Source organism: Streptomyces sp. NPDC104307 (genome assembly GCF_055584045.1).
Genome location: NZ_JBVJMU010000001.1, coordinates 1,086,127 through 1,110,558 on the forward strand (window position 1 = coordinate 1,086,127; position 24,432 = coordinate 1,110,558).

The window sequence follows — 24,432 nt, forward strand, 5'->3', positions numbered from 1 at the left end:
CGGGGGCGGCCGCTTGTGTACGGGGGTCAGCCCTGGAGGGCGACGAGGCTCGCCGGTCGCAGGTCCGTCCAGTTCGCCTCCACGTGGGCGAGGCAGGCCTCGCGGGTGTCCGGGCCGAAGGCGGTGCGCCAGCCGGCCGGGACCTCGGCGAAGGCGGGCCACAGCGAGTGCTGGTTCTCGTCGTTGACCAGGACCAGGAAGGTGCCCTGCGGGTCCTCGAACGGGTTGGTCGTCATGCGTTGTCACTCCTCTTGGACGGTGCGGTGAACAGCTCGGAAAGCGGCTGTTCCGGATGGGCTGTCGCGCGGCGCAGCAGCTCCAGGTACGCGGCGGACAGTTGCCGGGCCTTTGCGGTGCCCAGCAGGCCGGTGGCGTGGATCAGCGCGCAGTGCACCGGTCCTTCGCCGTGCGGCTCGTAGAAACTGAGGGTCAGGTCTGCCCGGGTGACGCCGGTCGGTACGGCCGAGAGCGTGCCGATGCCGCCCTCCAGCAGTTCCGCGTCGGCCTGTTCGTGGTGGATCACCATGACCTGCGGCCCCTGGGGCGGGAGTCCGGCGGCCCGGACGACGGCGTCGAACGGGACGTCCTGCCGGTCGAGGGCGCTCAGCGTCGTCTCCCGGACCCGGGTCAGCAGTTCCGTGAAGCTGGGGTCGCCCGCCGTGCCGGTGCGCAGCACCACGGTGTTGAAGAAGCAGCCGACCAGATCGCTGAGCTGCTCGTCGGTGCGTCCCGCGACCATGGTGCCGATCGGCAGGTCGGTGCCCGCGCCGTGCCCGGTGAGCAGCGCGGCGAGCGCCGAGTGAAGCACCATGAACATGCTGGTGCCGGTTGACTGCGCGAGCCGGTCCACGGCGGCGTGCAGTTCCTCGTCCAGGGCGAACCCGACGTGGGATCCGGGCCGCACGGAGGTGTCAGGGCCGGTCCGCTGCGGGCCGTCGGCCGGCAGGGCGATCCGGTCCGGGAGTCCGTCGAGCGTCCGGCGCCAGTAGGCGAGCTGCTGCCCGCCCCGGCTGTCCGGGTCCGCGAGGTCGCCGAGGGTCTCATGGGCCCAGTGGGCGTAGTCGGCGTAGCCGACCGGCAGCGGCTCCCAGCCGGGTGCGTGGCCCTGGGCGCGCGCCGTGTGGGCGGTGACCAGGTCGCGGAAGAGCGGGACCACCGACCATTCGTCGACGGCGAGGTAGTGCATGGTCAGCAGCAGTGCCTGGCCGCCGTCCGGTGCGGTGAGCAGATGCGCCCTGAGCGGCGCTTCCGTGGCCGGATCGGGTGCCTGGGCCGCGAGTTCGGCCAGCCGGGTGTCCAGCTCCGCGCACCGTTCCTCGGTCAGTACGGGGGCCGGGGCGGGCCGCTGGTACAGCACACCGTCGCGTTCGGTGAACGCGGTGCGCAGCGGCTCGTGCCGGGCCACCACGTCCGCGAGGGCGGCGGCCAGCACCTCGGCGTCGAGCCCGCCCGTGGAGCGCAGGGTCAGCGCGTGGTCGACGCCCCGCGCGTCGCGGGAGGCCTGCCACTGCCAGTCCTGGACGGGCGCCGCCCGCAGTTCCCCGGCCCGTTGCCCGGCCGGGCGCAGCGCGGGCAGGACCGGGGCCGCGCTCTCGGAGGACGTACCCGCGCCCTCCAGCGCCCCGGCGATACCGGCGACGGTGAGCGCGTCGAAGACGTCCCTGATGCTGAGTTCGACGCCGAACTCGGCGCGGATCCGGCCGAGCAGCCGCATCGAGGCCATGGAGTGGCCGCCGAGCGCGAAGAAGCTGTCGTGCACGCCGACGTCGTCCAGCTTGAGGATCTCGCAGAACAGGGCGGCGACCCTGCTCTGGACCGGGGTGGCCGGGCGGGCGTCGCCCGTCATCGCGGACCAGTCGGGCGCGGGCAGCGCGGCGCGGTCGAGCTTGCCGTTGGGCGTGAGCGGCAGCGGCCCGTCCAGCGGTACGACCAGGGCCGGGACCATGTACTCGGGGAGCAGCCCTGCCATGTGGGCGCGCAGCTCCCTCGGGTCGGGTTCGCCGGACTCGGGCACCGCGTAGGCGATCAGCCGGACGATGTCGCCGTCCCGCTCGGGGACGACCGCGGCCTGGGCGACGCCGGGGTGTGCGGCGAGTGCCGCCTCGATCTCGCCCAGCTCGATCCGGAAGCCCCGCACCTTCACCTGGGTGTCGGCCCGGCCGAGGAAGTCGAGGTTGCCGTCGCGGCGTCGTCGGGCGCGGTCGCCGGTGCGGTACATCCGGCTGCCGGGCGCCCCGAAGGGGTCCGCGACGAACCGCTCGGAGGTCAGTGCCTCCTTGCCGAGGTAGCCGCGGGCCAGCCCGCGCCCGGCCACGTACAGCTCGCCCACCACACCCACCGGTACGGGCCGCAGCCGCTCGTCGAGCACGTAGGCGCGGGTGTTGGGGTCGGGCCGGCCGATGGGCACCCGGCCTGCCGGGCTGCCGCCGTGCTCGCGGGCACGCCACAGCGTCGAGTTGACCGTCGCCTCGGTGAGCCCGTAGGCGCAGATCAGGTCCGCGGTGGCGCCGAAGCGGTCGAACAGGTCCGGCGGCACCGTCTCGGTGCCGACCAGCACGGTCGACCCCTCGGGCAGTTCGCAGCCGGGCGGGAGCGCGGAGACCAGGGACGGCGGGAGGATCATGTGGGTGATCCGCCGGTCCGCGAGGAAGTCGGTCAGGGCCGGTCCCGCGACCCGTGCCTCATCGGTGATGAGTACGAGGCTGCCGCCGTGGCACAGCGCCATGGCGAGCTCGAAGACGAAGACGTCGAAGCCGGTGGAGGCGAACTGGAGCACCCGGCTGTCGCGGCGCAGGCTCATCCGGTCGACGGCGGTGGCCACCAGGGACGAGATGCCCTCGTGGGGCACGATCACGCCCTTGGGGCGGCCAGTCGAACCGGAGGTGTAGATGACATACGCGGCCTGGTCAAGCCCTGCGGGCCCGCCGGGTTCTGCGGCCGGGGACGGCCCCTCCAGCGCCGCCACGGTGTCGGGGGCGTCCAGCAGGACCACCGGGACGCCCGCCACCTCGGGGATCTTCCCCGCGACGGTCTCGGTGCCGACGACCAGGGCCGCCCCCGAGTCCTCGATCATGTAGGAGAGCCGGTCCCCCGGGTGGATCAGGTCGAGCGGCAGGAAGGCCGCGCCCAGCTTCATCGCGGCGAGCACGGTGGCGATCATGTCCACGGACCGGGGCACGGCCACCCCGACCACGCTCTCGGCACCCGCCCCGTGCGCGGCGAGCAGACCGGCGATGCGGCGGGCCCGGTCGTCGAGCTGGGCGTACGTCACCGAGCGGTCCCGGTCCACCACGGCAACGGCGTCGGGCCGTTCGGTGAGCCTGCGGGCGAACAGGGCGGGCAGGGACTCCTCCTCGACCTCCCGGTCGGTGTCGTTGAAGCCCTCCAGTACGGTCCGCCGCTCCTGGCCGGAGAGGATCTCGGCCCGGGACAGCGGCTGTCCGGGCGCGGCGACGAGCGCGGCGACCAGGGTGCGCAGCCGCTCACCGATCGCCTCCGCGGTCTCCAGGTCGAAGAGTTCGGTGGCGAACTCCAGCCGGCAGCCGAGCGAACCGGGGCTGCCGTCCGGCGCGGTGTGCTCGGTGAAGCTGAACACCAGGTCGAATTTTGCGGAGCGAATTCGGAAGGGAACGAACTCCACGCTCAGGCCGGGCAGTTCGAGCTCATCACCGGTTCGGGCGTGATAGCCGACCATCACCTGGAAGAGCGGGTTGCGGGAGAGCGAGCGGGTCGGGTTGAGGGCCTCCACGACCGACTCGAAGGGCACATCGGCGTGGGAGAAAGCCGCCAGGTCGGTGTCGCGGACCCGGGCGAGGAGTTCGGTGAAGCTGGGGTCGCCGCCGAGGTCCGTGCGCAGCACCAGGGTGTTGACGAAGAAGCCGACCAGTTCGTCCAGTGCCTCGTCGCCGCGCCCCGCGATGGGCGAGCCGAGCGGGATGTCCGTTCCGGCGCCCATCCGGTGGAGCAGCGCGGCGACGGCCGCGTGCACCACCATGAACATGCTGGCGCCGGTCTCCCGGGCGAGCCGCTTCAGTCCGGCGTGCACCGGGGCGTCGAAGGCGATGTCGAGTTCGGCGCCGGAGAACGCCGGGCGGGCGGGCCTGGCCCGGTCGGTGGGCAGTTCGAGCTCTTCCGGGGCGCCGGCCAGGGCCGTGCGCCAGTGGTCCAGCTGGCGGGCGGCCAGGCTGGTTCCGTCGGCGGGGTCGCCCAGCAGCCGGTCCTGCCACAGGGCGTAGTCGGCGTACTGGACGGGCAGCGGCTCCCAGTCGGGTGCCCGGCCTTCGAGGCGCGCCGCGTAGGCGGTGGCGAGGTCGCGCAGGAACGGCCGGTCGGACCATTCGTCGGTGGTGATGTGGTGCAGCAGCAGCACGACCACGTGGTCCTCGGGCGACAGCTCCACGACGGTGGCGCGCAACAGGAGTTCGGCGGCGAGGTCGAACGGCCGGTTGACGACCGTGTCGATGATGCCGGGCACCTCGTCCTCTGTGGCCCGGCGGTACTCCACCACCGGGTGCGCCTCTTCTGCGGGCAGTACCCGCTGGAACACCTGGCCGTCGGAGGCCGTGGAGAAGACGGTGCGCAGGGCTTCGTGACGGCCGGTCACATCCGCGAGCGCGGTGCGCCAGGCATCGGGGTCGAGCGGGCCGCGCAGCCGCATGGCCAGCGAGAAGTTGTACGCGGCCGAGGTGCACTCGATCTGCTGGATGACCCACAGCCGCTGCTGGGCGTGGGACAGCGGAAGCCGCTCGGGCCGCTCGCCCGCGACCAGGGCCGGACGGGCTGCCCCGTCGGTGCGGGCGGCGCGGGCCACCAGTTCCGCGACGGTCGGTGCCTCGAAGAGGTCCCGGATCGCCAGTTCGGCGTCGAGCGCGGTACGGGCCCGGCTGACCAGCCGGGTGGCCAGCAGGGAGTGCCCGCCCAGGTCGAAGAAGTCGCTGTCGATGTCGACGCTGCCCACGGGCAGTCCGAGCACCTCCGCGAACAGGGCGCAGAGCGTCTCCTCGCGCGGGTCGCGGGGGGCGCGTCCGGTGCCCGCGACGGCGAGGTCGGGGGCGGGCAGCGCCCTGACGTCCAGCTTGCCGTTGACGGTCAGGGGCAGCGCGTCGAGGGTGACGAGCGCGGCGGGGACCATGTAGTCCGGCAGCCGGGTCTTCAGGTGGTCGCGCAGCGGCCGGGTCAGCGACTCGCCGGTCCCGGCTCCCTCCTCCGGCACGACGTAGCCGACCAGGCGCTTGGTGCCCGCCCGCTCGGAGACAACGACCGCCGCGTGCGCTACCTGGGGGTGCGTGGACAGGGCCGTGGAGATCTCGCCCAGTTCGATGCGGTAGCCGCGGATCTTCACCTGGTCGTCGGTGCGGCCGAGGAAGTCGATGAGGCCGTCGGGGCGTTGGCGTACCAGGTCTCCGGTCCGGTACATGCGCTCGCCCGGTTCACCGAACGGGTCGGCGACGAACCGTTCGGCCGTCAGCGCGGTCCGGTCGTGGTAGCCCCGGGCCAGGCCGGTACCGGCGATGTACAGCTCGCCGGGGCTGCCGGGCGGGACGGGGCGCAGCATCGAATCGAGGACGTGGGCGCGAGTGCCCCGGATCGGTACCCCGACCGTGGAGGTCGCGCTGTCGGTGGTGGAGGCGCCGAGTGTGTTGATCGTGTACTCGGTCGGCCCGTAGAGGTTGTAGCCGTAGGTGCCCTCGGTGCGGCGCAGCCGGGTCCAGACCGTGTCGGGGACGGCCTCACCGCCGAGGAGGACCAGTGCGGGACGGTGCTTGCCGGCGGCCTCGTCCTGGTCCAGGAGGCCCTCCTCGATGAGGAGCTGGGCGTAGGTGGGCGTCACGTTGACCACGTCGATGCGGTGGCTGTCGCAGTACGCGACCAGCGCCTCCGCGTCGCGGCGCAACTCCTCGTCGCAGACGTGCACCTCATGGCCCTCGACGAGCCAGAGCAGTTCCTCCCAGGACATGTCGAAGGCGAAGGACACGGTGTGCGCGATGCGCAGCCGCCGTCCGCCCGCAGAGGCGATGGCCGGGTCGAAGATCTCCTTCTGGTGGTTGTACTGCATGTTCGTCAGCCCCCGGTACGGGGTGACGACGCCCTTGGGGCGGCCGGTCGAGCCCGAGGTGTAGATGACGTACGCGGGGTGGTCGAGGCGGCCCGGCACCCCGTGCGCGAACGCGGGACGTTCCGCGTCGGTGATCTCTTCGCCCGGCAGCGCGGCCAGTTCGGCGGCCACGGCCGCGTCGTCCAGCAGGAGTTCGGGAGCGACGGGGCCGTCCGCGTCGCGCAGGGAGGGGGCGACGGCGGTGGTGGACACCAGGCACAGCGGTCCGCAGTCGCGGGCCATCAGGCGCAGCCGGTCCGCAGGATGGTCCAGGTCGAGCGGCAGGTAGGCGGCGCCGGTACGCAGTACGGCGAAGAGGGCAGCCACCATCTCGATGGAGCGCGGCAGCGCGAGCGCCACGACCTTCTCCGGACCGGCTCCCCCGGCCAGCAGCAGCCGGGCGAGCCGGTTGACGCGGGCGTCCAGTTCGGCGTACGTCAGGGTCTGCTCGCCGAAGACGAGTGCCACGGCGTCCGGGGTGCGGGCGACCTGGGCGGCGAGCAGATCGGCAACGGTCTCGTCGGGCACGGGCTCGCGGCCGGTGCGCTGTGCGGCGGCCGTGGCGGCCCGTTCCGCGGGCAGGAGCAGGTCGACGCCCGCGGTACGGGCCCGGTCGTCTCCGTCGAGAGCCTCGGTGAGCCGGCCGAGCACCGCGGCGAACCGGTCGAGGATGGTGGTCGCGGCCTCGGCGTCGAACAGGTCCGGCCTGGCCGCCAGGGTGATCCGCAGCCGGCTTCCCGGGGTGACGATCAGGGTGAGCGGGAAGTGCGTGCCGTCCACGTTGGACATGGCGGTGATGCCGTGCCGCCCGCGCAGTTCGGCCGCGCGGTCCTCGCCGTCGGCCGAGCGCAGCACGAACAGGGTGTCGAAGAGCCGGCGGTGGCCGGTCTCCTGCTGGAGAGCGCCGAGTCCGACGTACTCGTACGGCATGACGGCCGCGCGCTCGGACTGCATCCTGCGCAGCAGGGCGAGGAGCGGCTCCTGCGGGGTGAACGCGACGCGGGCGGGGATGGTGTTGAGGAACATCCCGATGATTCCGGCCGCGCCCGGGACGTCGGCGGGCCGTCCGGCGACGGCGGTGCCGAAGGCGACGTCGGCCCGCCCGGTCATCGCGGAGAGCACCAGGGCCCAGGCCGCGTTCAGGAAGGTGTTCAGGGTGAGCCCGTGGCGGCGTGCCGTGGCCCGCAGCAGTTCGCTGGTCTCCTGGCTGAGCACGGTGTCGTGGTCGGCCGGGATGACCGGGCCGGTGTCGCGCCCGGAGGGGGCGAGCAGGGTCGGCTCGTCGAATCCGGAGAGCGCCCTGCGCCAGGCGGTGAGCGCGGCCCCGGTGTCCTGCTCGTCCAGCCAGCCGAGGTAGTCGCGGTACGAGCCGGGGACCGGAAGCCCGGTGGCGTCGCCGGCCCGCTCGTACAGCGTGAACAGCTCCTCCAGGAACAGCCACGCGGACCAGCCGTCCCACAGGATGAGGTGGTGGGTGATCACGAGCCGGTCCCGGCCGTCCCCGAGCCGGATGAGCAGCAGCCGGCAGAGCGAGGGCGCGGACAGGTCGAAGCGCTGTCGCCGGTCGGCGGCCAGCAGCTCCCGGGTGCGGCTGTGCTGCTGCGCGGCGGGCAGCCCGGAGAGGTCCTCCTCGATGAGCGGGATCTCGGCGCCGTCCACGATGAACTGGACGGGCCGGGGCAGTCCGTCGGCGGTGAATCCGGCCCGCAGCCCGGTGTTGCGGGCCAGCAGCGTCCGGCAGGCGGCGCGCAGCCGGTCCGCGTCGACGCGGTGGTCGAAGTCCAGGGTCTCCTGGGAGAGGTAGACGTCGAGCGCCTCGCCCGCGTCGTAGGTGGCGTGGAAGTACATGCCCTCCTGGAGCGGGGAGAGCGGCCAGATGTCGTCGACCGGGAGCCCTGCGGTGGCGGCGACGCGGTCGGTCTCCTCCGCCGAGAGCACCAGTCCGCCGAGCGGCGCGGGCTGCTCCGGCTCCGGTTCGGGATCAGGATCAGGCTCGGGGCTCGCGGCGGAGGTCAGCTGGGCGAGCAGGGCGCGCAGGGCGGGGTCCACGTCGGCGCCGGACTGCTCCTGGAGGGCCAGCACGGCCTGGAGGGCGGCGGCTGCCGGTCCGGCCTCCGCGGCGGTCACGGTCACGGCGTCGGCGGGGGCCGGCGGTTCGGCGGCGGAGGCTTCGGCCGGGGTGGCGGGGCCGGGTGCCGCCGTTCGCGCGGCGGCGGCCAGGGCGGCCGGGGTCCGGCACTCGAACACGTCGCGGGGGCCGATCACCAGTCCCCGCGCGCGGGCCCGGGTGGCGACGGCGATCGAGCTGAGGCTGTCGCCGCCGAGGACGAAGAAGTCGTCGTCCACGCCGGTCCCGGGTACGCCGAGCACCTCCGCGAAGATCTCGCACAGGGCGCTCTCGCGCTCGTCGCGCGGGGCCCGGCCGCCGGTCAGGGGGGCGGGCGCGGCGGACGGCAGGGCGTTCTGGTCGAGCTTGCCGCTGGGCGTCAGCGGCAGGGTGTCCAGGGCCAGGACGGTGCCCGGCACCATGGGCGCGGGCAGCGCCTCTGCCAGCGCCGCGCGCAGGGCGTCGGTGTCCAGGACCGTGCCGGGTACGGGCACGGCGTACCCGGCCAGCGCGCCGTCACGGACGATCACCGCTCCCCGGGCGACCCCCGGCAGGGCTGCCAAGGCGGCCTCGATCTCCCCGAGTTCGATGCGGTTGCCCCTGATCTTGACCTGCCGGTCGGTGCGGCCGAGGTACTCGACGGCGCCGTCGGCGCACCGCCGCACCAGGTCACCCGTGCGGTACATGCGCTCGCCCGGTCCGCCAAAGGGGTCGGCCACGAAGCGCTCGGCGGTCGTGCCAGGCCGGTCGTGGTAGCCACGGGCCAGCTGCACCCCGGCGAGATAGAGCTCCCCCGCCACCCCGTCGGGGACCTGGCGCAGGAACGGGTCCAGTACGTGCAGCCGGGTGTTCCAGACCGGGCGGCCGATGGGCACGGCGGGCCCGGAGTCGCCGTCGCCGTCGCCGTCCGGAACGTAGGCGAAGGAGGTCACGTCCACGGCCGCCTCCGTGGGCCCGTAGAGGTTGTGCAGCGGCGCCGGGGCCCGCCCGGAACGCGCGGTCAGCTCGGACCAGTTGGCGGCCTGGGCGCCGGTGAGGGCCTCGCCGCTGCAGAACACCCGCCGCAGGCTCGCCGCCCAGTCCGGGTGGTCCGTGTCGGACTCCAGGGCCTGGGTGAACGCGGCCAGCATGGACGGGACGAAGTGCAGCGTGGTGATCCGCCGTGCCCGGATCAGCCCGGCCAGGTAGCCGGGGTCGCGGTGGCCGCCGGGGCGGGCGAGGACGACGGTCGCGCCCTCCACCAGCGGCCAGAAGAACTCCCACACGGAGACGTCGAAGGCGGCCGGGGTCTTCTGGAGGACCCGGTCGTCCGCGCCGAGCCCGTACTCCCCCTGCATCCACCCGAGCCGGTTGACGACGGCGCGGTGCGTGACGGTGACGCCCTTGGGGCGGCCGGTGGAGCCGGAGGTGTAGATCAGGTAGGCCGGGTGGTCGGGACCGGCGTGCCGCACGGGGGCGGCCGCGTTCCGGTCCTCGTCCTTCCCGTCCATGAGCAGTACGTCGGTCCCGTCCATGAGCAGTACGTCGGTGCCCGGTACGGCGGGCAGCCGTCCGGCCGCCTCCGCCGTGGTCACGACCGTACGAGTGCCGGAGTCACCGAGCACGAAGGCGACCCGCTCCGCCGGGTAGTCGAGGTCGACCGGCAGATAGGCGGCGCCGGTCTTCAGGACGCCCAGCAGCGCGACCATCAGTTCGGCGGAGCGAGGTACGGCCACCGCGACGTACTGCTCAGGGCCTGCCCCGCGCGACCGCAGCCGCCGGGCCAGCGCCTCCGCGCGCCGGTCGAGTTCGGCGTAGGTCAGCGTGCTGTCCTCGAAGACCACGGCCGGGGCGTCTGGCGTACGGGCCGCCTGCGCGGCGAACAGCGAGGCGAGCGTGGCCCCGGGGACGGGCCTGGCGGTGTCGTTCAGCTCCGCGAGGTGCGCGTGTTCGCGCTCGGACAGCAGTCCGGTCCTGGCGACGGTACGGCCGGGCTCGGCCACCAGGGTGCGCAGCAGTGCGGTGAACCGGTTGGCGAGGACGGCAACGGTCACCTGGTCGAAGCGGGCCGCGTCGTGCTTGAAGCGCAGCAGCAGTCCGCCGTCACCGGGCTCGACGACGAGCGCGAGGGGGTAGTGCACGGCGTCGGTGACGTCGTTGCCGGTGATGCGCAGTGCGTCCGGGCCGTGGCCTGCGGACGGCTGCGGGGCCGGGTGGTTCTCGAACACCACCAGGGTGTCGAAGAGTTCGCCGCCGCCCGCGATCCGCTGGATGTCGGCCAGGCCGAGGTGCTGGTGGTCCAGGAGCGCCGAGTGCTCGTCCTGGACGCGGCGCAGCAGCGCGGTGAGCGACTCCTCCGGCCGCAGCACCACCCGGGCGGGGACGGTGTTGATGAACAGGCCCACCGCGGAGTCCAGGCCGGGGACCTCGGTGGTCCGGCCGGACACGGTGGTGCCGAAGACGAGGTCGTCGCTGCCGGTGAGCGCGCCGAGCAGCAGGGCCCACGCGCCGTGCATGACGGTGCTGAGGGTGAGTCCGTGGGTGCGCGCGTACGCGGTGAGGCCGTTGGTCAGCTCCTCGGGCAGCCGGGTGTCCACCTGTTCCGGACTGGCCGGGGCCCGCTCGCCGTCCGCCGCCGCGCCGAGCGCGGAGAGCCGGGTCGGCCCCTCCAGCCCGGCGAGCGCCTGCCGCCACGCCTCCCGCGCGCCGTCCCGGTCCCGGGTGGCCAGCCACGCCAGGTACGGGTGGGGTGCGGCCGGTGCGGGGAGTTCCTCGCCCCGGTAGGCGGCGGTGAGTTCGCGCAGCAGTACGGAGACGGACCAGCCGTCCGCGACGATGTGGTGCAGGGTGAGCAGCAGCCGGTGCCGGTGGCCGTCCCGTACGAGGGTGGCGCGCAGCAGCGGTGGCCGGGCGAGGTCGAAGGGCTGGGCGCGGTCGGCCCGGAGCACGTCGTCGAGGGTGGTCTCCGCGGTGTCGGCCTGCTGCCAGGGCAGGGTGACGTGCTCCGCGAGGCGCTGGACGACCTCTCCTCCGGGGAGCTGGCGGAACGAGGCGCGCAGCAACGGGTGCCGTTCCAGCAGCAGTTGGAGCGCCCCGCGCAGCCGGTCCGGGTCGACGAGTCCGTCGAGTTCCAGGAGTTCCTGGACGAGGTAGAGGTCGGCGGTGCCCGCGTCGTACGCGGCGTGGAAGAAGAAGCCCTCCTGGAGCGGGGAGACGGGCAGCGCGTCCTCGTCCAGCCCGTGTGCGGGTGCCGGCGGGGCGGGCGTCGTCCCGGCGGCGCGGGCCAGGGCCTCGACGGTGCGGAGCCGGAAGACCTCGCGCGGGGTGATCGCGAGTCCGGCGTCGCGGGCGCGGTTGACCAGCTGGATGGCGACGATGCTGTCGCCGCCCAGCTCGAAGAAGCTGCTCCGGACGCCCACGGCGGGCAGGTCGAGCAGTTCCGCGAAGAGTGCGGCGAGCGCGGTCTCGGCCGGTCCGGTGGGCGCGTCGGTCCCGCTGACCTCCGTCCACCGGGGCTCGGGCAGGGCGCGGGTGTCGAGCTTGCCGTTGGGCGTGAGCGGGAGGGGCCCGTCCAGGACGACGACGGCGGTCGGCACCATGTGGTCCGGCAGGGCGCCGGCCACCTGGGCGCGTGCGGCGGTGACGGCCGTCTCGGTGGCGGCGCCGTCGTCACCGTCCCCGACGAGATAGGCGACGAGGCGCTTGACGCCCCGGTGGTCGTCGCGGACCAGGACGGCGGACTGGGCGATCCCGGGGGCGGCCATGAAGGCGCTCTCGATCTCGCCCGGTTCGATCCGGTGGCCGCGGATCTTGATCTGTCCGTCGGCCCGGCCCAGGAACTCCAGGTTGCCGTCGGCGCCCCAGCGGACCCGGTCGCCGGTGCGGTACATCCGGGTGCCGGGGTCCCCGTACGGGTCGGCGACGAAGCGTTCCGAGGTCAGGGCCGAGCGGCCGAGGTAGCCGCGGGCGAGGCCGCGCCCGGCGACGTACAACTCGCCCTCAACCCCCACCGGCACCGGCCGCAGCGCGGCGTCCAGTACGTAGGTGCGGGTGTTGGGGTCGGGCCGGCCGATGGGCGTGGGACCCGGCCGGCCGGAACGGGCGAGCCAGAGCGTGGAGTTGACGCTGGCCTCGGTCAGTCCGTAGGCGACGACGACCTGGAGCCGCCCGGACCAGCGGGCGATCAGCTCGCTCGGGACCGCTTCGGTGCCGACGACGAGGACGGCGCCCTCGGGCAGTTCGCACTCCGGCGGCAGCGCGGAGACGAGCGACGGGGGCAGGATCATGTGGGTGGCGCGGTGGCGGGCGATGTAGTCGGTGAGGGCGGGCCCGGCGACCCGCCTCTCGGCGGGGACGACGATGATCCGGCCGCCGGCGCACAGCGACATGATCAGGTCCCAGACCGTCACGTCGAAGCCGACGGAGGCGAACTGCACGACGCGGCTTTCCGAGGTGACACCGATCCGGTCCGTGGCGGTGGCGATGAGGCTGCCGACGCCGTCGTGGGTGACGACCACGCCCTTGGGGCGGCCGGTGGAGCCGGAGGTGTAGATCACGTAGGCGGCCTGGTCCAGGACGACCGGGGTGCCCGGGTCCGCGCTGTCCTGGGCGGCGAGGGCGGCGGCGGTCTCCGGCTCGTCGAGCAGCAGGTGGTCCGCGTCCGACTCCGGGAGGTGGGGAGCGAGTTCCCGGACGGTGAGCACGGTGGTGGCCCCCGCGTCGGACAGCATGTACGCGGTCCGGTCCCGGGGGTGGTCGGCGTCCAGCGGCAGGTAGGCGGCACCGGCCTTCATCACGCCGAGCAGCGCCACCACGAGTTCCGGGGAGCGCGGGAGGGCCACGGCGACGACGTAGCCGGCGCCCACGCCTCGGGCGGCCAGCAGCCGGGCCAGCCGGTTGGCGGCGGCGTTCAGTCCGGCGTAGTCGAGCTCGCGGTCCTCGCAGACGAGCGCGACGGCCTCCGGTGTGCGGCGTACCTGTGCTTCGAAGGCGGCGGGCCAGGAGAGTTCGGCCACTTCGCGCGGGGAGACGGCCAACTCACCGATCAGTCGCTCGCGTTCGGCGCCGGAGGTCAGCTCGATCCGGCCCACGGGCCGCTCCGGGTGGTCGATGAGGGCGCCGAGCACGGCGCGGAAGCGGCGTTCGTGGTCGCGGAGGGTCTCCGCGTCGCAGAGGTCCGCGTCGGCGTCGAGGTGGACGGTGACGGCGTGGCCGTCGCGGCTCTCGGAGAAGGCGAACGCCAGGTCGCTGACCGGGCCGAGCCACTCGGGGCGGAGCTCGGTCCGCAGCCCGTCGAAGCCGGACTCCTCGCCCCTGGGCAGGATGTTGACGGTCGGGCCGACGAGTTCCCGGACGCCGTCTACCAGTCCGAGGTCCCTGGCCAGGTGCTCCGCGCGGTGGCGTCCGTGCGCGGCCGCCTCCGAGATCCCCCGGCGCACGTCCGCGACGAGGTCCGCGCCCGTGGTGCCGGGGCGGACGGTCAGCCGCAGCGGGACGATGTTGGAGACCATGCCCGGGACGACGGCGGACACGGGGTCCTGGCGAGCGGCGACCGGCAGTCCGAGGACCAGGTCCTGTTCGCCGGTGGCCCGGTGCAGATACGCGGCGACGGCCGCGACCAGCAGCCGGGAGGGCCGGACACCCGCGTTCGCGGCGGCGGCGTGCAGCCGCGCGGCCTCCTGCGGGGTGAGTTCGATGGTGCGCCGCAGCCGCCGGGCCGTCAGGGAGTGACCGCGCTCGACGAGCCGTACAGGTTCTGCCCGGCCGGCCAGACGCTCCTGCCACCAGGCGCGGTCCGCCTCGGCCGCCGCGGAGACTCGGTACTCCCGGTCGGCGTCCACCAGCCGGGCGAGGGACAGGCCGGGGCGGGCGGGGGCGCGCGTGCCCAGGGTGTAGAGCTCACCGGCCCGGCGGGTGATCAGGGTCACGCCCATGCCGTCGAGCACGATGTGGTGGTAGCGCTGGTACCAGCGGACATGATCGTCCGCGAGCCGCAGCAGTGCCTGGGCGAAGAGCGGCGCCCGGTCCAGGGGGGCGGTCCGTTCGCGTTCGGCCGTGGCCCAGTCGGCGGCGGCCGCCTCGGGGTCCGGGGCCTCGCGCAGGTCGACGACGGGCACCTCGAAGGGGACGGTGGCGGCGCTCTGGCGCGGGCCGCCGTCGCCGTCACCGGGGGTGAACTCGACGTGCAGGCAGCCGGCTTCCGTGACGGCCTGCCGAACGGCGGCGGCGAGCCGGCCGAGATCGGTGGAGCCGCGCAGGTCGAGGGCGAAGACGATGTTGTAGGCGGAGCTGTCCGGCTCGATCTGCTGGGCCGGCCAGATCCCGGCCTGCCCGCCGGTCATCGGGATCCCGGTAGCGGATGTGCGGTCCGACTCGGCGTCAAACATCGTACGAAATGGCCTTTCCCTGATGATGTACGGCAAGGAGAGGACGTCCCGTCCGAGGGCGTGCCGGGCCGGCACATCATCGGACGGGCACCCCTGCTAGGGCGTGTCCGCAAAGTCACGTCGTCCGCCCGGAGGGCGGGCCCGGCGGCGTCTGGTGCGTGCTCTCGGCGTGCCGGGCGCAGGCCCTCGTACTGGACGTACTCGGGTCTTCGCCCGGTGCGGCGAGAGTGCGTGCCAGGCGCCGCCGGGCAGGCGAGACTTTGCGGACACGCCCTAGGTCTTGCTGAGGTGGGGCGGTGCGCTACTTGACGGCGGTCAGCAGCGGCACGATCTGGTCGATCGCGTAAGGGATCGAGAGGACCGTGTTGAAGGAGAACGCGGCGCCGATGTCCGGGTCCTGGTAGGGCACGAACAGATCGCGCTTGTCCTTGCTCACCTTGAGGTTCTTGTAGAGCGGCTCGGCCTTGATCCGGTCGTTGGCGTCGGTGCTGGAGGTCACCCAGACCAGGCGGTCGACGTCGAGCACGTTCAGCTTCTCCGAGCTGAGTTCGGCGGCGTTCCAGCCCGGCTTGGCCAGCTTGTCGATCTCCGGCTTCAACTTGAAGCCCAGCTCGGAGAAGAAGATCGACTTGGGGTCGGTCTTCGTGAACGCGGAGTACTTGCCCGCCTCGAAGCTGTCGGCCACGGCGAGGGTCTTGGTGGCGAACTCGGGGTGCTCGTCGCGGACCTTCTTGAAGTCGGCGTCGATGCCGGTGATCAGCTTCTCCGCCTGCGCCTTCTTGCCGAGTGACGCGCCGATCTGCCGGGTCATCACCTGCCAGGAGGCGCCGTAGTCGGGCAGGTCCTTGGGCTGGGCGACGACCTTGGTGAACTTGGAGAGCGTGTCGTACTGCTCCTTCTTCATCCCCGAGTACTGGGCGATGACCAGGTCCGGCTTGAGCGCGGCGATCTTCTCCATGTTGTACTCGTCGCGCTCACCGACGATGTCCGGCGTGTCCGAGCCCCACTTGGCCTTGGTCCAGGGCCACTTGCCGTACGGCTTCTCCTTGAACCAGTCCACGGAGCCGACGGGCTTGATGCCGAGCGCGAGGACCGCGTCCTGGTCCGAGAGGCCCAGGGTGACGATCCGCTTGGGCTCCGACTCGATCGTCGTGCTGCCGTACTTGTGCTGGACCGTCACCGGGAAGGCACCGGACTTCGCGCCCGCCTCTGCCGAGGTGCTGGACGATGCCTTGTCGTCGCCGCCCCCACAGGCGGCCAGAGCGACGGCGGCGACGGCCGCGACTGCCACTCGGGGTGCGAATCTGACGAACCGCGTCAGAACGGGGCGTGTACCAGTGGACACGGATGTTCCTTTCAAGGGGTTTCACTGTGCGTGCCGGGCACGCCGCGTACTGCCGTACGAGCGGCGGGCGGGGCGAGATGTGGGGGGCGGACCGATGGCGGACCGGGAACGGGGGTGGGTCAGGGCGCGGCAAGGTCTCCGGCGAGCGGGCGAGGTCCGTCCGAGGCGTCCTTGAGGCCACGCTCGACGATGGAGTCGAGGATCTCGCCGACCCTGATCGCGGTGTTGGACAGCAGCGAGGAGGTGATGCCGTGGGTGTGCTCGGTACCGCCCTGGAGGTAGATGCCGCAGCGCAGTTCGTCGTCCGTCGCGATCCGGTAGTCGCGCTCGACCCGGACCCGGCCCTCCTCGTCGCGGTGGCAGTGCCGTGCGACGTCACCGAGGAGGCTCAGGGGCTCGACGGGGCTGTAGCCGGTGGCGAGGACCACGACATCCGCCTCCAGCGCGCTCTCCTCGCCGGTGACCAGGGAGGTGACGGTGGCGCGGACCTTGTCCCCGTCCTCCTCCACGCCGGTCAGCCGGGAGATGTTGATGAAGCGCAGCCGCTCGGTGCCGAGCACCTTCTCCTGGTACGCCTGGCGGTACAGGTCGTCGATCAGGTCGATGTCCACCACGGAGTAGTTGGTGTTGCCGTGGTAGCCCATCAGCTTGCGCTTGATGTCGTCCGGGGCGGTGAAGTACTCGTCGACCGCCTCCGGGTCGAAGATCCGGTTGGCGAAGCTGCTGTCGTCGGCCGGGCTGTAGCCGTAGCGGGAGAAGACCGCGCAGACCTCGGCGCGCGGGAAGCGGCGGTGGAGGTAGGCGACGTTCTCCGCGGCGCTCTGCCCGGCGCCGACCACGACGAACCGGGCGGGCTCCGTGCCCTCCAGCGCGTCGACCTTGGCCAGCAGGTCGGAGTTGTGCCAGACCCGGTCGGTGCGCTCGACGCCCTCCGGCATCAGCGGGCGCAGCCCGGTGCCGACGACGAGGTTGCGGGCGCGGTGGACGACCGTCTCGGTGCCGGAGCGGGACGTCACATCGACGTACTCCACCACTCCGTCACGCAGCACGGGTTCCACGGAGATCACGTCGTGGCCGTAGCTGACCATGTCGTCGACCTTCGCGGCCGCCCACTCGAAGTAGTCGTGGAACTCCACGCGGAGCGGGAAGAGGTTCTTGCCGTTGACGAAGTCGATCAGCCGGCCCCTGCTCTGCAGGTAGCGCAGGAAGGTGTATTCGCTGGACGGGTCCCGCAGCGTCACGAGATCCTTGAGGAACGACACCTGCATCGTCGCGTCGTCGATCAGCATGCCGCGGTGCCAGCCGAAGGCGGGCTGGCGCTCGAAGAAGTGTGCCGTGACCGCCTCCTGCCTGCCCACTCGCGCGTTGTGCTCGCTGAGCGCGATCGCCAGGGCCACATTGGACGGCCCGAAGCCGATTCCTATGAGGTCGTGGATCAGAGGTGCGTCGCCAGGATCAACCTGTGACATGTCACTCCCATCGTGCGGGACAGCCGCCTGTCAGGCGTGGACGAAAAGTACGGGACGCGGGCACACCGAAAGCGGCGGCCAGCAGAACTTAGGTAAAGCTAACCTGACTTCAACGACTCTGTCGACCAGACAAAACCGGACTAATCACCAAGTGCCCTACCTAACGCACCATAAAACAGGGCCCGTTGCGTCATTAGGTAAGGCTTGCTTTACTTGGCGTCGATCAGTCGCTCACCTGAGGAGGAACCCATGCGGGTCGCCATGTTCGGATACCAGACCTGGGGCCACCGCACCCTGCGAGCCCTCCTGGAGTCCGAGCACGACGTGGTGACAGTCGTGACGCATCCCAAGAGCGAGCACGCGTACGAGAAGATCTGGAGCGATTCCGTAGCGGACCTGGCCGAGGAGCACGGCGTCCCGGTGATCATCCGCAACCGGCCCGACGACGAGGAGCTGTTCCGGCTGCTCCAGGAGGCCGCTCCCGACATCATCGTCGCCAACAACTGGCGCACCTGGATCCCGCCGCGCATCTACGGCCTGCCGCCGCACGGCACGCTCAACGTCCACGACTCGCTGCTGCCGAAGTACGCCGGGTTCTCGCCGCTGATCTGGGCGCTCATCAACGGTGAGACCGAAGTCGGCGTGACCGCCCACATGATGGACGAGGTGCTCGACGCCGGCGACATCGTGGACCAGCGCGCGGTGAAGGTCGAGCCCGGCGACACCTCCGTGGACCTGTTCCACAAGACCGTCGACCTGATCGCCCCGGTCACCGTCGGCGCGCTGGACCGGATCGCCTCCGGGGAGACGGAGTTCACCCGGCAGGACCGCTCGCAGGCGACGTTCTTCCACAAGCGCGCGGAGGAGGACATCCGCATCAACTGGGACTGGCCCGCCGAGGTGCTGGACCGGCTGGTCCGCGCCCAGACGTCGCCGTACCCGAACGCCTTCACCTTCCACCGGGGCAAGCGGCTCGAAGTGGTGTCCGCCGTCGTGTCGGAGGGCCGGTACGGCGGCACGCCCGGCCGCGTCTTCTACCGCGAGGGCGAAGGGGTCGTGATCGTCGCCGGCGCCGACGCGCGCACGGGCCTCAACCACGGTCTCGCCATCACCCGGGTGCGCACGGAGGACGGCCAGGAGCTGCCCGCGACCGAGTACTTCACCTCCATGGGCGGATACCTCACCAGCCGCCCCTGAGCACCGGAGAGCCCCGGTCGGCCCGCTACCGGGACCGGCCGGGGCTTCCGCGTGCCCCGGCGCACCGCCGCGCGCCGACGGCCGAGGGGCACGCCGCGCCCGCTCAGGTGTTCGTCGGCATTCCGAGAACGCGGCGCGCGGTGCTCACGATCGCGTGCCTGATGTCGGCCTCGGAGCATCCGGAGGCCTTGAGCGTGGCGATGAGTTCGACGTTCAGTCCTCCGAGGAGCAGGTGAGCCGTGTACTGGGCCGTCTGCGCGCGGACGCCCGCCTGCTCCAGCAGGTCGCGCAACACGCCGTGAACCCACACGTAGTGCGGGGCCGCCAGCAGGCTCGTGCCGTTCATCTCGCGCGCCGCGAGCAGGCCAGGGTTCTCCAGCTTGAAGTTCAGCAGCTGCTCCAGGATCGACACGACCCGGTCTGCCGCCGGTACATCGGGTCCCACCGGGGATCCGGCCCGGTGGAGCTCCTCGCGCCATGGTTCCAGGCGCGCCGCGAACAGGGCGTCCAGCAATCCGTCCCGGCTTCCGAAAGCCCGGAAGAGCGTGCCCTTGCCGACCCCCGCCGCCGCCGCGATGTCGTCCATCGTGACCGCGCCGGGGGTCGCGGAAGCGGTCAGGAGCTCGTCGGCGGCGCCCAGGATGCGATCACGGGGGACTGCGGGACGCCCCCGCCGAACCTTTTCGGACTGGGAGTCCGTAACGGTGGTAGGCTTTTGGGGACTCATGGTCCGTAATTCTAGAGGAGTGCGTCGTGGACGACGAAGCGGAATTCCCCGTCTGGCTGGCCGAGGCCGCGATCGGCCTCGCCGACGGCGATGTCGACGCCTGGATGGAGATGTACGCCGATGACGCTGTGCACGAGTTCCCGTTCGCCGCAGCCGGTGACGTCCGCCGGCTCGAAGGGAAGTCCCGGATCCGCGCCTACATGGCCGCGATGGACGGCAGCGTGCAGTTCGGCGCCCTGGACGACATCACCGTGCGCGAACTGGGCGAGGAAGTGGTGATCGAGGCCGAGGGACATCATTTTGATGCCGCCACCGGCGATCCCTTCGACATCCGCTACCTGTGGATCATCGAGCGGCGCGACGGCCTCGTGACCCGGCTCAAGGACTACATGGGGCCGCGTCGACCCGTTGGCGGGGCAGCCTGATGCGCGTCTTCGTCACCGGCGGCACCGGCTTCATCGGCTCGGCGGTCGTGCGCGAACTGATCGACTCGGGCCATGAAGTCCTGGCCCTGGCCCGCTCGGAGGCTTCCGCCGCGACACTTCGGGCGGCAGGTGCGACGGCACACCCGGGCAGCCTGGAAGAGACCGAGCGCGTGCGCGACGGAGCCGCCCGCAGTGACGCGGTGATCCATACCGCGTTCGACAACAAGAGCATCGCCAGGTTCCCCCGGAACAGCCGAATCGAGCGCAGCGCCCTACAGGCCGTCGCAGAGGCATTCGCCGGCACGGACCGCCCCCTGGTCGCGGCCGGCGGATTCGCCCCGGTCATCGCGTCCGGACCGGTCTTCACCGAGAATGACCCCGCTTCCCCCCACGCCGGCCCCGTCGGACGCAATGTCGAGCGCACGGTCATGGGCCTGGCGGAGTCGGGCGTGAACGCGTCGATCGTGCGGATGCCGTGCGTGCACGGCGACGGTGACCGGTTCACGCTCCCGCGCTTCATCGAACTCGCCCGCAAACACGGCACATCGGGCTATGTCGGCCAGGGTGAGAACCGGCTGCCGGCCGTCCACCACACGGATGCCGCTCGCGTGTTCCGGCTCGCCGTCGAGCGCGGCGTCCGGGCCGGCCGCTACCACGCCGTCACGGAAGAAGGCGTGCCCTACCGGTCGATCGCCGAAGTCATCGGCCGCCGCCTCGGGGTGCCGACGGTCAGCATGTCGCCGCTCAGGGCCCGCCGCCACTTCGGCCTGTACACGGCCTACGCGGAAGGAGACGGACCGGCGTCAAGCACCGCGACCCGGGAACTGCTCGGCTGGACGCCCGTGGGACCGGGACTGCTGGAGGACCTCGACCGACCCGAGTACTTCACCAGCTGAGCCCCTCGGACAGACGCCGGATCGCATGGCGTGCGCCGAGACCCCGTGCTCCAGCTGAGCCATGACTGACCCACGCTCCTGGCCCGCGCCACGGTGTCCCGCGGCGGGGGCCAGGAGCCCTCAGGAGCGCTACGAGTCGTTGGCGCCGTGGCCGTAGCGGGCGAGCATCGTCGTGACCGCCTCGTCGACCGTGTGGTCGACGTCGGCAGGTGCGGGGCTCCAGTCGGCGAGCAGCATCCGTGGCCACAGGACGTAGTTGGCGATCATGCCGAGGAACTGGTTGGTGGCGCTCTCCGCGTCGGGTACCACTGCGGTGCCCGCGGCGTGCTGGGCCTCCAGGTAGTGCTGGACGGAGATGAAGTAGGGCAGCTTGCCCAGCTCGAACTGAGCCCGCCCCAGTTCCGGGAAGCGCGGCAGTTCGGCGATGACGATGCGGAAGAGGGCCGCCATCGCGGGCCGGCCGATCAGTTCGGCGTACTGGCGGCCGATCGTGCCCAGGCCGGCGCGCAGGTCCCCGGGCTGCGTCGCGGGCGCCGCCGGGTCCGGCCCGCCCTTCCAGTACTCGGTGACGATGGCCTCGAAGAGCGCCGCCTTGGTGGGGAACTGCTTGAACAGCGTGGACTTCGAGACGGCCGCTTCCTGCGCGATCTTCGCCAGCGAGGTCCCGTCGTAGCCCCGCTCCAGGAACAGCTTCGTGGCCGCTGCGGTGATCGCCTCGCGCTTGCGCTGAGCGAGTCGTTGATGGTGCGCGGAGAGTCCTGCGGTCATGGGCCCAGTATGACCCATCACGAGGCGAGTCACTTGACTCGCCACCGTGCGGGTGTTTACGTGGAAAGGGAGGCGAGTCGTACGACTCGCCTCCGGTCGGCGGGAGCACTCCCCTCCGGCGTCCTTCGTTCCCGCATGGAGAAGCACTCATGGAGTCAGGCAGGATCGCATTGGTTACCGGCGGCAATCGCGGGCTGGGCCGGGCCACGGCCCAGGCGCTGGCCCGGCACGGGCTGCGCGTCATCGTGACCTACCGCGGCGACGTGCGGGAGGCCGAGGAGACGGTCAGGAGCGTTCAGGAAACCGGCGCCACGGCTGCCGCGCTGCGGCTGGACATCAGCGACGTGGCCTCCTTTCCCGCCTTCGTCTCCCGACTGGCCGCGCAGCTGGAACGCTGGGGGGCAACCCGGCTGGACGTCCTGGTCAACAATGCCGGGATCGGGGTGTTCGGACCGCTGGAAGCGGTCACGGTCGACGACTTCGACGCGGTGATGGACACCAACGTGCGCGGTACGTTCTTCCTCATCCAGGCACTTGCGCCCGTGCTGGCCGACGGAGGGCGGATCATCAACGTCTCCTCCTCCCTCAGCCGCCACACCAGTGCGGGCACCTCGGTCTACTCGGCCTCCAAGGCGGCGGTCGAGGTCCTCAGCCGGACGTTGGCCGTGGAGTTGGGGGCGCGCAAGATCCGCGTCAACGCCATCGCGCCCGGGCCGACCGCCACCGACTTCAACGGCGGCGCCATGCGCGACGACGCCCGGATGCGCGAGGGCCTGAGCGCGCAGACCGCGCTCGGCCGCGTCGGCGAACCGCAGGAGATCGGCGACGCCATCGCCGCGCTCGCCTCCGAGGACCTGCGATGGGTCACCGCCCAGCGCCTCGAAGTGTCCGGCGGCGCCCTGCTCTAGGGACCCTCGCGGTGATACCGCGACCCGCCTGCGGAGACACCCGGCCAAGGATCCGGGACGAGCCGGAACCTCGCCGTCACCGGACTCACACTCACCGACCGGCCGACACCAACCCCAAGAGCTCAGAAGTCGTCGTTGTGAATCACGTCGGTCGGGACGTCAGTTGGAGCGCTGATCAGCTGCTGGAGGTGGTGAATGAAGTCCGGGTCGTCGAGACGGGAGTCGGTGACACGGTCGCGCACATCGGTGAGGAGCCATTCCACCAGCTCCGCGGTGGCGTGGTACTCGCTGTAGAACCCCAGGCTCAGGTCGGTGATCTCGTACTCGCACAGCACGTCGTCCATCAGGTCCGCCAAGTGCGTGTCGGCGGCCGGGGTCCGGGTGACGGTCCAGGTGTCCAGCCAGGGGCGTAGGCTGCCGGTGGCGACGGTGATCAGGCCGAGGGTGTCCCTGATCGACACCGGGCTGGGGTGGGTGTGCAATGTGGCCCGCCACCATGCGGTCCAGACGTCGCGAAGAGCGTCGGCCAGGGGCGCGTCCCAGGTGCTCCAGCCCGCCTCGACCAGGCGGGTGGCGATCAGCTCCTCGGAGACGTGGAACCGACCGGCGACAAGAGGGCGGATGATGCGCGGGACGAGACGGCGGTAGAGGCGTGGAAAGTCGTCCCAGTGGCTGGGCACTTCTCCGGCGGCCGCGGACACCATGTCGTCAGGTATGAGGTGCAGAGGCTTGGAGAGTTCGGCGAGCCCCTCCTCGCCGTAGCAGTACGTGCAGCCTCCGACGGGAAACGGCTCTTCGAAGGCGAAGGCACGATCCAGTGCATCGAGGGCTGTCATCAGCTGCTGATGGTGTGACATGGCGACCCGCCGGGGGACTCCGTCCGGGTGACCGGCGAAGATCGCAGGCTATCAGGCTGTGCCGGAGCTGATACTGCGGACCGAACCGTCGCTCCGAGGCTCCGCAGCCACTCGTCACGAGCAGGCCTTAGAGTGCGATGAGAGGTATGTGCGCGTCTATCCCCTGCCGCGCACGGGAAGGGACGGAAGCCGTGCACGGTGAGTACAAGGTCCCCGGCGGCAAGCTCGTCGTGGTGGACCTGGACGTCGAGGGCGGCGCCCTGCGCGACGTACGCGTCGCCGGGGACTTCTTCCTGGAACCGGACGAGGCGATCCTCGCCATCGACACGGCGCTGGAGGGGGCCCCGGCCAACACCGGCACCGCGGACCTCACCGCCCGGATCGACGCGGCGCTCCCCGCCTCGACCGTGATGTTCGGCCTCACCTCCGAGGGCATCGCCGTCGCCGTACGCCGGGCACTGGCCCACGCCACCGAGTGGAGCGACTACGACTGGCAGCTCATCCACGAGCAGCCGCAGTCCCCCGCCCTGCACATGGCCCTCGACGAGGTCATCACCGCGGAGGTCGCGGCCGGGCGGCGTCCGCCGACGCTCCGGGTCTGGGAGTGGGACTCGCCCGCCGTGATCATCGGCAGCTTCCAGTCGCTGCGCAACGAGGTCGACGCCGAGGCCGCCGCCCGGCACGGGGTGAGCGTCGTACGCCGGGTCTCGGGCGGCGGGGCGATGTTCGTGGAGCCGGGCAACACCATCACCTACTCCCTCTCCGTCCCCGACGCCCTCGTCTCCGGGCTCTCCTTCGCCGACAGCTACGCCTACCTCGACGACTGGGTGCTGGAAGCCCTCGGCGACATGGGCATCAAGGCCTGGTACCAGCCGCTGAACGACATCGCGACCGAGGTCGGGAAGATCGCCGGGGCGGCGCAGAAGCGCGTCGTGGGCCACGACGGCGGACCGGGCGCGGTGCTGCACCACGTGACGATGTCCTACGACATCGACGCCGACAAGATGCTCGACGTCCTGCGGATCGGCCGCGAGAAGATGTCCGACAAGGGCACCAAAAGCGCCAAGAAGCGCGTCGACCCCCTACGTCGGCAGACCGGTCTTCCCCGCGGCGTCGTCATCAACAACATGATCGAGTCGTTCCGCACCCGCCACGGGCTCACCACCGGCAAGGTGAGCCGGGACGAGCAGGAACGGGCCGAGGAGCTCGTCCGCACCAAGTTCGGCACGGCCGAGTGGACCGCCCGGGTGCCGTAGGGACTGTCGTTCCGGTCA

The 24,432-nt window shown here is 71.9% G+C and carries 12 protein-coding genes; 5 read left to right on the forward strand and 7 right to left on the reverse strand.

From position 1 onward, the window contains the following. Positions 1-26: 26 nt before the first annotated feature. From ACZ601_RS04515 to ACZ601_RS04530, 4 genes are all read right to left on the reverse strand, one after another. A complete protein-coding gene (locus tag ACZ601_RS04515; RefSeq protein ID WP_440576606.1) occupies positions 27-236 on the reverse strand; it encodes an MbtH family protein in 210 nt (69 codons plus the stop codon). Further along, a complete protein-coding gene (locus tag ACZ601_RS04520; protein WP_469532830.1) occupies positions 233-14,566 on the reverse strand; it encodes an amino acid adenylation domain-containing protein in 14,334 nt (4,777 codons plus the stop codon). Before ACZ601_RS04520 ends, ACZ601_RS04515 begins: the two co-directional genes overlap by 4 nt. A 301-nt stretch (positions 14,567-14,867) precedes the next feature. Continuing rightward, entirely contained in the window at positions 14,868-15,911 is a 1,044-nt protein-coding gene (locus tag ACZ601_RS04525) for an iron-siderophore ABC transporter substrate-binding protein (protein WP_469532833.1), read from the reverse strand. A 119-nt stretch (positions 15,912-16,030) separates the two neighbouring features. Continuing rightward, a complete protein-coding gene (locus ACZ601_RS04530; RefSeq protein ID WP_469532836.1) occupies positions 16,031-17,380 on the reverse strand; it encodes a lysine N(6)-hydroxylase/L-ornithine N(5)-oxygenase family protein in 1,350 nt (449 codons plus the stop codon). A gap of 249 nt (positions 17,381-17,629) precedes the next feature. Here ACZ601_RS04530 and ACZ601_RS04535 point away from each other — a divergent pair, with 249 nt between their 5' ends. Beyond that, on the forward strand, positions 17,630-18,577 hold the full coding sequence (locus tag ACZ601_RS04535; RefSeq protein WP_469532838.1) for a methionyl-tRNA formyltransferase: 948 nt from the start codon (positions 17,630-17,632) through the stop codon (positions 18,575-18,577). A 103-nt stretch (positions 18,578-18,680) separates the two neighbouring features. Here ACZ601_RS04535 and ACZ601_RS04540 read toward each other — a convergent pair whose 3' ends face one another. Then, entirely contained in the window at positions 18,681-19,304 is a 624-nt protein-coding gene (locus ACZ601_RS04540; RefSeq protein WP_469532840.1) for a TetR/AcrR family transcriptional regulator, read from the reverse strand. A 26-nt stretch (positions 19,305-19,330) separates the two neighbouring features. On the opposite strand from ACZ601_RS04540, the gene ACZ601_RS04545 reads away from it, so the two are divergent. After that, positions 19,331-19,729 carry a nuclear transport factor 2 family protein gene (locus ACZ601_RS04545; RefSeq protein ID WP_469532842.1) on the forward strand — a complete coding sequence of 133 codons (399 nt, stop codon included), beginning with the start codon at positions 19,331-19,333 and terminating at the stop codon, positions 19,727-19,729. Beyond that, positions 19,729-20,625 carry an SDR family oxidoreductase gene (locus tag ACZ601_RS04550; RefSeq protein WP_469532844.1) on the forward strand — a complete coding sequence of 299 codons (897 nt, stop codon included), beginning with the start codon at positions 19,729-19,731 and terminating at the stop codon, positions 20,623-20,625. Before ACZ601_RS04545 ends, ACZ601_RS04550 begins: the two co-directional genes overlap by 1 nt. A gap of 129 nt (positions 20,626-20,754) precedes the next feature. On the opposite strand, the gene ACZ601_RS04555 is transcribed toward ACZ601_RS04550, so the two are convergent. Continuing rightward, positions 20,755-21,393 carry a TetR/AcrR family transcriptional regulator gene (locus tag ACZ601_RS04555; RefSeq protein WP_469532847.1) on the reverse strand — a complete coding sequence of 213 codons (639 nt, stop codon included), beginning with the start codon at positions 21,391-21,393 and terminating at the stop codon, positions 20,755-20,757. A 149-nt stretch (positions 21,394-21,542) separates the two neighbouring features. Between ACZ601_RS04555 and ACZ601_RS04560 the strand changes: the two genes are divergently transcribed. Then, positions 21,543-22,301, forward strand: a complete 759-nt coding sequence (locus ACZ601_RS04560) for an SDR family NAD(P)-dependent oxidoreductase (RefSeq protein WP_469532849.1) — start codon at positions 21,543-21,545, stop codon at positions 22,299-22,301. Between the two features lie 122 nt (positions 22,302-22,423). Here the strand turns inward: ACZ601_RS04560 and ACZ601_RS04565 are convergent, their stop codons facing one another. Beyond that, positions 22,424-23,158, reverse strand: a complete 735-nt coding sequence (locus tag ACZ601_RS04565) for a hypothetical protein (RefSeq protein ID WP_469532852.1) — start codon at positions 23,156-23,158, stop codon at positions 22,424-22,426. 191 nt (positions 23,159-23,349) lie between these two features. Between ACZ601_RS04565 and ACZ601_RS04570 the strand changes: the two genes are divergently transcribed. After that, the gene (locus tag ACZ601_RS04570; protein ID WP_469532855.1) at positions 23,350-24,414 is read left to right on the forward strand and encodes a lipoate--protein ligase family protein; all 1,065 of its coding nucleotides are present in this window, start codon (positions 23,350-23,352) and stop codon (positions 24,412-24,414) included. Positions 24,415-24,432: the final 18 nt, after the last annotated feature.